At 73.5% G+C, this 10,390-nt stretch carries 12 protein-coding genes; 3 read left to right on the top strand and 9 right to left on the bottom strand.

From position 1 onward, the window contains the following. Window positions 1–2: 2 nt before the first annotated feature. The 4 genes from D476_RS34970 to D476_RS0129050 form a co-directional block, all read right to left on the bottom strand. Window positions 3–527: a DUF6069 family protein gene (locus D476_RS34970; RefSeq protein WP_192826445.1), complete on the bottom strand. Its 525-nt coding sequence runs from the start codon at window positions 525–527 to the stop codon at window positions 3–5. Window positions 528–812: 285 nt separating this feature from the next. Next, on the bottom strand, window positions 813–1,121 hold the full coding sequence (locus D476_RS0129060; RefSeq protein WP_017627398.1) for a hypothetical protein: 309 nt from the start codon (window positions 1,119–1,121) through the stop codon (window positions 813–815). 146 nt (window positions 1,122–1,267) lie between these two features. After that, complete coding sequence (locus tag D476_RS34965) at window positions 1,268–2,161, bottom strand: isocitrate lyase/PEP mutase family protein (RefSeq protein WP_017627397.1); 894 nt, start codon at window positions 2,159–2,161, stop codon at window positions 1,268–1,270. After that, window positions 2,145–3,044 carry a cytochrome P450 gene (locus D476_RS0129050; protein ID WP_017627396.1) on the bottom strand — a complete coding sequence of 300 codons (900 nt, stop codon included), beginning with the start codon at window positions 3,042–3,044 and terminating at the stop codon, window positions 2,145–2,147. Before D476_RS0129050 ends, D476_RS34965 begins: the two co-directional genes overlap by 17 nt. Before the next feature lie 64 nt (window positions 3,045–3,108). Between D476_RS0129050 and D476_RS0129045 the strand changes: the two genes are divergently transcribed. Next, the gene (locus tag D476_RS0129045; protein ID WP_017627395.1) at window positions 3,109–3,843 is read left to right on the top strand and encodes a winged helix-turn-helix domain-containing protein; all 735 of its coding nucleotides are present in this window, start codon (window positions 3,109–3,111) and stop codon (window positions 3,841–3,843) included. On the opposite strand, the gene D476_RS0129040 is transcribed toward D476_RS0129045, so the two are convergent. Next, window positions 3,829–4,308, bottom strand: coding sequence for a rhodanese-like domain-containing protein (locus D476_RS0129040; RefSeq protein WP_026123957.1), 480 nt, complete (start codon window positions 4,306–4,308; stop codon window positions 3,829–3,831). The two genes, D476_RS0129045 and D476_RS0129040, sit on opposite strands and share 15 nt — an antisense overlap. A 94-nt stretch (window positions 4,309–4,402) precedes the next feature. On the opposite strand from D476_RS0129040, the gene D476_RS0129035 reads away from it, so the two are divergent. Next, a complete protein-coding gene (locus D476_RS0129035) occupies window positions 4,403–4,876 on the top strand; it encodes an Lrp/AsnC family transcriptional regulator (RefSeq protein ID WP_017627393.1) in 474 nt (157 codons plus the stop codon). A gap of 43 nt (window positions 4,877–4,919) precedes the next feature. On the opposite strand, the gene D476_RS0129030 is transcribed toward D476_RS0129035, so the two are convergent. Both D476_RS0129030 and D476_RS0129025 read right to left on the bottom strand, forming a co-directional pair. Further along, entirely contained in the window at window positions 4,920–5,819 is a 900-nt protein-coding gene (locus tag D476_RS0129030) for a Vgb family protein (protein ID WP_026123956.1), read from the bottom strand. Between the two features lie 131 nt (window positions 5,820–5,950). Beyond that, on the bottom strand, window positions 5,951–6,844 hold the full coding sequence (locus tag D476_RS0129025; RefSeq protein ID WP_017627391.1) for a sigma-70 family RNA polymerase sigma factor: 894 nt from the start codon (window positions 6,842–6,844) through the stop codon (window positions 5,951–5,953). 88 nt (window positions 6,845–6,932) lie between these two features. Between D476_RS0129025 and D476_RS0129020 the strand changes: the two genes are divergently transcribed. After that, entirely contained in the window at window positions 6,933–7,397 is a 465-nt protein-coding gene (locus D476_RS0129020) for a carboxymuconolactone decarboxylase family protein (protein ID WP_026123955.1), read from the top strand. 326 nt (window positions 7,398–7,723) lie between these two features. On the opposite strand, the gene D476_RS0129015 is transcribed toward D476_RS0129020, so the two are convergent. Then, the gene (locus D476_RS0129015) at window positions 7,724–8,185 is read right to left on the bottom strand and encodes an ASCH domain-containing protein (protein WP_239648856.1); all 462 of its coding nucleotides are present in this window, start codon (window positions 8,183–8,185) and stop codon (window positions 7,724–7,726) included. Window positions 8,186–8,672: 487 nt separating this feature from the next. Next, window positions 8,673–10,058 carry an HNH endonuclease signature motif containing protein gene (locus tag D476_RS0129005; RefSeq protein ID WP_017627388.1) on the bottom strand — a complete coding sequence of 462 codons (1,386 nt, stop codon included), beginning with the start codon at window positions 10,056–10,058 and terminating at the stop codon, window positions 8,673–8,675. Window positions 10,059–10,390 lie beyond the last annotated feature (332 nt).

The following is a 10,390-nucleotide window of genomic DNA, read 5'->3' as shown; positions in this document are numbered from 1 at the left end:
GGTTAGCCGCTCTCGTAGTCGTCGGCGCTGTAGCCCGGGTCGTACCCGGCGTCGGGCAGCGCCCCCTCGCCGTGCAGCCGCGGGCGGCCCGACCGCTGCCGGTAGGCGCTGGCGCCCACGCTGGTCAGCAGCGAGACGATGGCGATGCCGCACACCGCGTTGATCAGGCCGGTGGCGATCTGGCTGGTCAGCGGCGCGCCCTGGGTGAACGGGGTGACCGCGGCCACGATGGTGGCCAGGCCCACGATCCACCCGAAGAACGTCATCGGGCGCGGCGCGCTCAGCATGAGCAGGTGCAGCAGCGCGGTGGCGATCAGCGCCGCCATGGCGGCCGTGGCCGCGTACACGCCGGTGGTCGCGTCGCCCAGGTACCCGGCCTCCTCCGGGGCCAGCACCGGGATCCCGAAGACGCCGCGCACGATGAGCGTGCCCACGAGGATGACCAGCCCGGCGACGACGGCGGTGGCCAGGCCGCCGGACCAGAGGCGGGAGACGTTGATGCTCCGGCCGTTGTCGTTAGTGTTCATGGCCGAACCCCCCGATACGGCGCCGAACTCGGTCAGGGCTCCCATACCCGCAGGTCATCATCGAAAACCCCGTGGGGTGACCGGTCGTGACGCTCCGTCGTGGCGCCAGGGGGAGCGGGGGCGCGCGGAACCCAGGGGGAGGCCGGGGCGGCTCCGTGCACCGCCCCGGCCGGTGCGTCGGCGGCGCCCGTCGCTACCGGGGGGGACGGTCTCTGGATCAGGTAGAGGATCCAGGTGTCCTTCGGCCGGTGGCCGCAGTCGTACCCCCGCCCGACGGCTCCCGGGTCAGCGGACCTGCACCCACCAGCGGTCGATCCGGACCGCGCACGCGATGTGGCTGCGGTCGGTGTGGCCGTTGACCCACCGGCCGTAGCGGTTGACCGAACCGCAGTCGGCGACCACGCGCACCTGCGTGGCGTTGTTCCCGGACCAGGACTTGCAGGCCGAGTAGGCGCCCAGGCCGCCGTCGTTGATGGCGCTGCACGCGAGCCCGGCCTCGGCGGCGGGGGCCGTCGCGCCCAGGGTGCCGAAGACGCCGAGCGTCAGTGCGGCGGCGAACGCGGTGCTGGTCAGCTTGTGCTTGAGGTTCTTCACGCGGTCCCTTTTCCGTCTGTGGGGAAGACCCAGGGAGTAATGGGGGATCGGGGAGGGAGAGGCCGGGAAGCGGCCGGAGCCGGAGGGGAAAGAGGGGCCCAGAACTCCTTTTCTCCCTCCCCGGGATGCGCATGAGAACCTAGGGGTCAGAGCCTTAGAGCCTGCTGAGAGGCCGGAGGGCGGGAAACCGGGCCCTGAAAGGCGTCCGCGAGGGCGTCGGCCTCCGAATAACCGGGGACCTGCGGGTACGTCCCCGTGCCCGAGGCGGCGGTGCGCGCGGTCTCCACAGCGCTGTGGACGGCCGCACGGAACAGCAGCGAACCGGTGCTCACCCGGGCGACGCCCGCCCGCGCCAGCCCGCCGAGGGCGCTCGGATCACGCGGGGCGAGCACGTTCAGCGGGAGCGGGACATCGTGCGCCAGACGGGCGATGGCCGCCTCGTCGGCCAGCCCGGGCACGAAGATGCCGTCGGCACCGGCGCCACGGTAGGCGCGGGCGCGCTCGAAGGTCGCATCGACACGCTCCCGCGCTCCGGCCGCCTCCCCGTGCGCCCCGCCCGTCGGCTCCGGCGGACGCTCGGACAGCCACCCCGACAGCCACCAGGTGTCGGTCCGGGCGTTGAGGAAGAGCGAGGGCGCGGCGTCCTTCACGGCCCGCAGGAGCGCGCACTGCTCGTCGATCCCGGCCAGGGTGTCGCCGCGCCCGTCCTCCAGGTTGATCCCCGCGATCCCGAGGCAGGCCAGTTCCGCCGCCACGGCGGCGACCTCGTCCGGCCGCCCGCCGAACCCCGCCTCGATGTCCACGGTCACCGGCACGTCGAGCCGTGCCAGCCCCCGGGCAAGGGCGAGGGTCTCGTCCCGGGTGGTTCCGGCCGCGTCCGGCTTCCCGGCGGCGGAGGCGATGCCCAGGCTGGTCGTCCCGATCGCCGGGAAGCCCGCGCGCGCGAGCGCCGAGGCCGAGGCGTGGTCCCAGGCGTTCGGCAGGACGAACGGTTCCCCCGGCCTGTGCAGGGAGCGGAAGGTGTCAGCGTGACCGTGCATGGAGGACCCCCATCGCCATGGCGAGTGCGTGGTCGGAACCGGGGCAGGGCCGCTCACCGGCCCCGAAGGACAGGGGCGGCGGCTCGCCGGGTCCGCCGCCGTCTCCCGAGTAGCGCTCGGGGGCGAACCGGTCCGGCGCCGCATAGACGTCGGGGTCCCGATTGGCCGCCGCGAGGTCCAGGAGCACGAGGGCGCCCTCCGGGACCGGCACACCGCCGACGTGCGCGGCCCCGACGGCGGTCCGCTTCAGCACGGGTGCGGGAGGCGACAGCCGCAGGGCCTCCGTCAGCAGGGCCCACGCGTCGTGCCCGCCCTGTTCGGCCCGGCCGACCCCTTCCCCGCCTTCGCGGTCGAGCACCGTACGGATCAGCCCCGCCGTCGCGTCGCACGTCTGGACGAGCAGGCACACCCGCTGGGCCGCCTCCTCGGGGGCGGTGTCGGGGAGCAGGCGCACCAGGGTGCGCACGCCCGCGTCCGCCCGCTCCACCCGTCCCTCCTCCGTACCCGGGAAGTAGGCGGAGGCGACGTCCCGGACCGCCGCCACGGCCCCCGGAACGTCGCCCTCGGGAACCCCCAGGGCGGCGGACAGGACGGCGACAGGGACGTAAGGCGCCTGGTCCGGCCCGGCCGAGCGCGCGCGGCCCTCGGCCTGCTTCCGCAGCTCGGACGGGGCCGGGCCGGACAGCAGCGCCGAGGCGAGCGCCCGGCGGCGGCGGTGCTCGTCCCCGTTGCTGAACCGGGTGGCGCGCCTGCGCAGCCAGGCGAGCGACGGTGTGGAGGCGGCGCCGTCCGGCGCCTCCGGGGGAGCGGGAACCACGAAGCCGGGGTCGCTGAGGACCGCGCGGACCCCGGCGTGGCGCTCGACGCGGATGGTGGTCGTCATGGCGGTGAGGCTAGGCGCGGGACGTTTCGGCGGCCGCCGAAACGTGCTCCGGTTAGCGTGGAGTGTGCTCACCACGACGCAGCCCACCACAGGCGAGGGGACCGAGCCCGATCTCGCCGCCCTGGCGTCCCTCCTCGCCGACCGGACCAGGGCGTCCTTCTGCACGGCCCTGCTGGACGGGCGGGCCTGGACGGCGGGCGAGCTCGCCCGGCATGCGGGCGTCGCCCCGTCCACCGCCAGCGAGCACCTGACCGCTCTGGTCGGCGCGGGGCTGCTGGCCGAAGTGCGGCAGGGGCGGCACCGGTACGTGCGGCTGGCCTCGCGCGAGACCGCCGAGCTGATCGAGGCCATGTCGGCCGCGGCGCCCAAGGCCGCGCCGCCGCGCGGGCTCACGGCCGTGCACCGATCGAACGCCCTCGCGCGCGGCCGGACCTGCTACGACCACCTCGCCGGAGCGCTGGGGGTGGCCGTCGCCGAGGCCGTGACCGAGCGGGGCTGGATCGACTGGGAGGACGGCCCCTCGCTCACGGCCGGGGGCCGTACCGGCCTGGCCGGACTCGGCGTGGAGCTGCCCGCCCGGACGCGGCGCCCACTCGTCCGCTCGTGCCTGGACTGGACCGAGCGGCGCCCGCACGTGGCCGGGGCCGTCGGGGCGGCCCTGTGCTCACGCGCGCTGGAGGCGGGGTGGCTCGTCCGCCCAGGGGGCGGACGAGCCGTGCGGGTCACGGCCGAAGGCCGTGCCGTCCTCGCCGGGGCCCTGGGCGTGCCCGACGGGGTCCTGGAGTCAGCAGGCGCATGAGACCCCGGCGGGGGCGACCAGCGGGTCGGCCGGACGCCGGTCCACGCCCGCGGCGGTCTCGGTGGGGAACCCCTCGCGGGTCCAGTACTCGATTCCGCCGATCATCTCCTTGACGCGGTAGCCGAGCCGGGCGAAGGCCAGAGCGCCCCGGGCGCCGCCGTCGCAGGCCGGGCTCCAGCAGTAGACGACCACCGGGGTGGCCCGGTCGATGAGGCCGGGGGCCAGCTCGGCCGCCTGCGCGTAGGGGATGTGCACGGCGCCGGGCACGTGCCCGTGGTCCCAGGCCTCCCGGTTGCGTACGTCCACCACGGTGAAGCCCGGGGCGCCCTCCGCCATGGCGGCGTGCACGTCGCTCGGGTCGGTGTACAGGGACAGGCGGGCGGCGAAGTGGGCCTCGGCCACGGCGGGGTCGGCGGAGGTGCGCAGGACCGGGTTCACGGCGGCCGAGGTGTCGGTGTTCGTCATGATGAACACGCTATGGCTCTCTGACCTGCGAAGACCAGGGGCGTTCAACGGTGTTCGGGCCGATCGGCCGTGAAAGGCGCGGTATTCATGGGGCATGACCGTTGAATCGCTGGACGCCACCGATCTGCGCCTGTTGGAGGCGCTCCAGGCCGACGGGCGGGCCGGGTACGCCGAGCTCGCGCGGGCCGTGTCGATGTCCCCGAGCGCCGTCGCCGAGCGGGTGCGGCGGCTGGAGGCGTCCGGGGTCGTCTCCGGGTACCGGGCGGTGGTGGACCCCGAACGGGTCGGGCTGCCGGTGATGGCGTTCGTCCGCCTTCGGTACCCGACCAACAACTACCGGCCCTGCCACGAGCTGATCGACACGACCGCGGAGATCGCCGAGGCGCACCACGTGACGGGCGAGGAGTGCTTCATCCTCAAAGTGCGCACCCGGTCGATGCGCCACCTGGAGGAGGTCGTCGGCCGCATCGCGAGCCTGGGGCCGGTGACGACCAACGTGGTCTTCTCCAGCCCGCTGGAGGGGCGGCCGCCCACGGATGCGTTGAACACCTCGAACACCTCGTCCTGACGGGCGGTCCGCCTCGTCGTCCTGCGTCTCTCCGGCCGCTTGGCTACTCCGTGTCGATCCGGGCGACCGACCCCGACTCCAGGGCCGTCCACACGGCTCCCTCCTCGCCCACGGCGAGGCCGTGCGGCTCCGAACCCGGGGTCGGCAGGTCGTACTCGGTGACCTTCCCGTCGCCGTCGATGGAACCCACCCGGTTCGCGCCCCACTCGGTGAACCAGAGCCTCCCGTCCTCGGACGGGGCGATCGCGTGCGGCCGGGACGACGGGTCGGGCAGGGTGAACTCCGCCACTTCGCCGCCGGGGGTGATCCGCCCGATGGCTCCGGCGCCGATCTCGGCGAACCATACGTTTCCGTCCGGGCCGGAGGCGATCCCGACCGGGGCGGCGTCGTCGGTGGGCAGTGGGTGAACGGTCACCTCGCCGTCGAGGGTGAGCCGTCCGATCGCGTTGCCCTGGTTGAGGGTGAACCAGAGGGCGTCGTCGGGCCCGGCGGTGATGGCGGACGGAAAGCCGCCCTTCACCGGAAGCTCGACGTGGGTGACCGTGCCGTCCGGGGCCACGCGCCCGATCCGGTCGGTGTTCATCTCGGTGAACCAGACGGTGCCGTCCGGTCCGGTGCAGATGCCGTAGGGGCCGCAGTCCGGCGTGGAGCCCGGGTGGTCGGTGAGGTCGCCGTCCTCGGTGAGGCGCCCGATGCGGTGGTCGCCGAACCGGGTGAACCACAGGGCCCCGTCGGCGCCCTCGGTGATGACCGTGGGTCGGGAACCCTGGGGCCCGGCGGTGTGGGTGACCACGGTGCCGTCGGGCTCCAAGCGCGCGATCTCGGCGGAGCCGACCAGCGTCACCCACAGGGCGCCGCCCGGTCCGCGCGTGATCCCGTACGGTTCCGCACCGGGGGCCCCGACCGGGAACTCCTGCACTGCCGGGCGATCGGTGTTCTGCATTGTGCTCCGCTCTCGGTGGATCCGGACAGGGACACCCTGTCCCTACACCTGCCGGGCGCCGTCGGCCACTCCTTTTCGCGGGGCGCCGGGGCGCCCGGATGTCGCGGCCTCGGGCGCCGACCGTTCCGGGGTCAGTCGGTGAGATCGGCGGGCAGCAGCGCCGCCAGGCGCTCGGGGTCGGAGATGATGTCGAAGTGGCGCACCTTGCCGCCGCTGATCGTGTACGAGCTCAGGGCCCGCGGCTTGCCGCCGGTCATGTCCAACAGGCCGGCAGCGCCGTTGACCAGCACCGGGACCGCCTCGATCGGGCCGAACGCGCGGTGGAAGCCGATCGCCGAACGGGCGATGCGGGCGGCGCCGCTGAGGACGCGCAGCGGGTGCACGCCGTCGTCGTTGCGCAGCTCCAGGTCCGGGTCGAGCATGCTCAGCAGGGCGTCGGTGTCACCGCCGCGCGCGGCGCTGAGGAACGCGTCGACCGCCATGCGCTGGGCCACCGGGTCGGGGTCGGGCTCCACGGAGGAGTCCTTCACCCGGCGGCGCCCCCGGCTCGCCAGCTGCCGCGTGGCCGGGACCGAGCGCTCCACCACGGGGGCGATCTCCTCGAACGGCACCGCGAACATGTCGTGCAGCACGAACGCCAGCCGCTCGGCGGGGGCGAGCTGCTGGAGGACGACCAGCATCGCGTAGCCGACCGTGTCGGCCAGCTCGGCCTGCTGCTCGGGCCCGGCGGGCTCCGCGGCGGTGACGACGGGGTCGGGGAGGCGCTCGGGGGCCTGGTCCGGGAACGGGTCCTCGCGGCGGGAGGTGCGCGAGCGGAGCATGTCGAGGCAGATGCGGCCGACCACGGTGGTCAGCCACGCGGCGAGGTCGTCGATGGAGGTGTCGTCGGTGCGGGTGAGGCGCAGCCACGCCTCCTGGACGGCGTCCTCGGCCTCGGAGAGGGAGCCCAGCATCCGGTAGGCGACGGAGTTGAGGCGGGAGCGGTGCTGCTCGAAGCGCTCGGCCAGAAAATCTTGGTGGTCCACTGTCACACCCCATCGTCTGCGTCCGTCTTCATGGGTGACGGAGAGAAGACCCCCGCCTCCGCGGCGGGGCACCCCATGAGGAGAACAGATGGAAATGCGCTTCGACGACCCCATGGCGGCCATGCCGGGCATGTACGAGGCTATCCAGCCGATCATGAAGATCATCCACCAGGGCGGTGTCCCCCGGAAGACGCTGGAGCTGGTGCACCTGCGGGGCAGCCAGATCAACGGGTGCAGCTTCTGCGTGGACATGGGGGTCAAGCAGCTCAAGCAGGCCGGGGAGACCGACGAGCGGCTGGCGACGGTGGCGGCGTGGGCGGAGGCCCCGTACTTCACCGAGGCCGAGCGGGCGGCGCTGGAGCTGGCCGAGGTGGCGACGCGCCTGGCCGACCACAACGGGCAGGCCGTCCCCGACGAGGTCTGGAACGCGGCGGCGAAGCACTACGACGAGCGGCAGCTCGGGTCGATCGTGCTGATGGTCGGGCTGACCAACTTCTTCAACCGCATCAACGCCACGGTGCAGATCCCGGCCGGAACCCCGATTCCGGCCTGAGCGAGCCTGAGCCCCGGGGATCCCGGGGAAGCCTGCGGGGGCCACCGGGTCCGGGCCGAGAGGACGGCGGCCGGGACCCGGTGACAGGACCGNGGCGGCTGTGGGTACGGGAAGCCGCCGCCGCCGTTCTTGCGCCGGTGGTCGGATTTCCCGTCACCAGGAACGTATTGATGGTGGAGGGGCGTGGCCCTCAGGTAGTGCCCCCACACCGCCCGTTGCTTGTGAGCTCCCTTGCTTGGCGGGCCCACTCACCCCCCAACGTGCCGCTGTGGTGAATGGCGCGCAGTCGTCCGCCCTGCCTGCCGCCCTGTCTGCGCGGCCCCTGCTCACGGGCCTTCGGCACGCGCCTCGACGAGTTCGATCCCGATCGCGACCACGCCCAGTGCCTCGCGTTCGGGCGGGTAGATCTCCCGGATGTTGCGGAGCTGGTCGGCCTTGGAGGCGTTCGGGTTGACCGACGAGACCGGCTCGTGCTCGAACATCTCGTCAAAGGTGTCGTAGCGCGCGATCCGTGTGATCCGCGTGAGCACTTCCTGGTTGCGGCACGTGAACCGGAGGAGGTCGCCTTCCTTCAGCCGTTTGCGGCTGCTGTCGTCGACCTTGATCTCGGTCGTCTTCCCGCCCGAGGCGATCAGATCGAAGTAGCGCGCCATCTCGTGCGCGCGGGGGCGCTGGTCGAGGTCGGCGGGCCGGTTGGTCATGAGTCGTCCGAGTTCCTTGACTGTGAAGCTTCGGAAGAAGTGCTTCGGATCGGTGAGCGGCTCGCCGACGAGCAGGCCAGGGCCCACCAGCGGTCGCCGGTCGGCGAGTCGTGCCAGATGACGTGATCGTCACGGGAGGCTGCACAGCGTCTCGCACCTGGGACGGAGGCGTCGTGGGTTCGTATGTCAGCGACGCGTAGCCGCTGCGCTGATCGACATCCGCCGCCGGAGATCCGCTGTGGATGGATCTTGGCGGCCCTTGCGGTGGCGCTGTCGGCCGTCAGGCGTGTGCAGGGTCGCCGTGAGAGGCGGCGACGGCAAGAGCGGGGTGGTTCCCCGGCCCTGCTTGCCGTCCGGCGGGTTCCTCGCGGTCCGGGTGGGCGGTGCGCGGGCGGGTGCGGGCTTGCGGGGACTGGCCGCGGGCGCCGGGATTCGGGCATGCAGGACACAGGTCGGGCGGTCGGGGCGTCGGGCGCGGTGAAAAGGCCCGTTCAGGGGTGATCGGGTGGCGGAACCGCCACTGTCGACGGCCCCGGGCAGGGTACCGGGGGCGGGGCGGTCCTGGTCGGGTGGCCTATGCGGCCTTGCCTAGAGACCCGTCCTCGTCATCCCGCCCCGACTCCTTGCCCGTCTGGTGTTTTCCGGTGCGGGCGTGGTGGCGGCGGGCCCGGTAGTGGGCCTCCAGGCGGCGCATGTGCTTCTCGCGGTTGTGCCGCCCGCACAGGAGCTGGGCGTTGGCGGCCGAAGTGGTGCCGCCCTCCCACCATTCGGTGCGGTGGTCGCCCTGGCACCACCGGGCCGGAACCGAGCACCCTTCCTCCCACTGGCAGGTCCCGGCGGTGGCGCCGAGGGCCTGGAGGAGCGGGGCGGGGAAGGTGCGGCGGGCCCGCCCGATGTCGACCAGCCCTTTGACGGGGTCGGTGACCACGCGGCGCAGCACGCAGTCCGAGGTGAACGCCCGTGCGGCGGACGGGGGGAGGAGGCGGCCCCGGTCGGTGGTGGCGGGCCCGGCCCCCTCGGCGAGGAGCAGCGAGTCCAGGGGGACCACCAGGTTCACCTGCGGGCGGGACAGCCCTCGACGCCGCTTGCCCTCTGCCTCCGTGTCGGGGCGGGGTGCGGCCAGCGCGGCGGCGGCGTCCGACCCCTCCTCAGCCACCGGGACCGGCAGGCCCTCGGCCAGCAGCCGGTTCTCGCAGAGCTGGACCAGGGCGTCGAAGCGGCGCTGCTTGATCGTGCGCCCGTCCCCGGGCGGGGCCGTGTGGGCATCGACGGCGGTGCGGATGATCTCCTCGGACGCGGTGTCCCCCCATGCCTGGAGGGTGAACCCGAAGGCGTCGGTGGTGTAGTCGGCGCCCCGGGTGTCGTAGGCCTGGCGGTGGCGGTCCTCGTGCTCCCGGGGGTCGATGCGCTGGGGGAGCTGGCTGCCGATCCGCTTGAGGGTCCGGTCAGTGACCCCCTTTTCGGCGGCCTGGACCATGATGTCCTCGGCCTTGGACCGGTAGTCGGCCGCGTCCGGGTACAGCTCCGTGCACCGCCCGGCCACGGCCTTCTCCGACAGGTCCATGGTCAGCGCGAGTTGGGCGAAGCCGATGCGCCCCTCCTCAGCCGCCGCGACGGCCCGGGGGTAGTCGTCCAGGTGGTCGGCCACGGTGGTGATGGCGTTGGCCTGGGCGGCGGAGCGGCCGTGCTCGCGCAGGAGCCCGGCCACGGTGGTGTGGCCGGACCCGGCGAGGGCGCCGGTGGTGCGGATGCGGGCGGCCAGCCGGGCCAGGGCCAGGTCGAGCGAGCCGAGCCCGGCGGCCAGCACGGCGAGCAGGTCGCACAAAAGGTGCTGGGCCCCGGAGGGGAAGTCCTCGGCAAGCGCGCCCCGGGCTTCGCCCAGGACACCGGTGAGCCCGGCCTGGATGCGCTGGGCGCGCGATCCGGGCGGGGGCCCTCCGGGGTGCTTCTCGCTTGCCATACTCCCAACGTTAGAACAGGGGTACGACAGGTGGGGGGCGGATCTCGAACCTGTGGGAAAACCACGAAACCCCAGGTCAGGTGATCCAGAGTTCAGCCGAGGAGTCCGATGGCGTAGGCGGTCAGGAGCATGCCGAGCACCGTGCATGCGTGTCGGGTGTTCTCCCAGCGGCGGCTGCCCTCAAGGGGGCCGGGGCGCCGGAGGCGCCTTCGGAAAATGGGTCTCTTCCTCCTCTTGGCCACCGGACCGGGGCGGGCGGGCGTGCTCGGTTGGGGAAGCGGTCCGCGCTCTTCGGGTGACGGGCGGGAAGGCGTCGCGTTCGGTGCTTGGGG

Source organism: Nocardiopsis chromatogenes YIM 90109 (genome assembly GCF_000341185.1).
Classification (GTDB): Bacteria; Actinomycetota; Actinomycetes; order Streptosporangiales; family Streptosporangiaceae; genus Nocardiopsis_A; species Nocardiopsis_A chromatogenes.
This window is presented reverse-complemented; position numbering and strand designations above follow the sequence as displayed.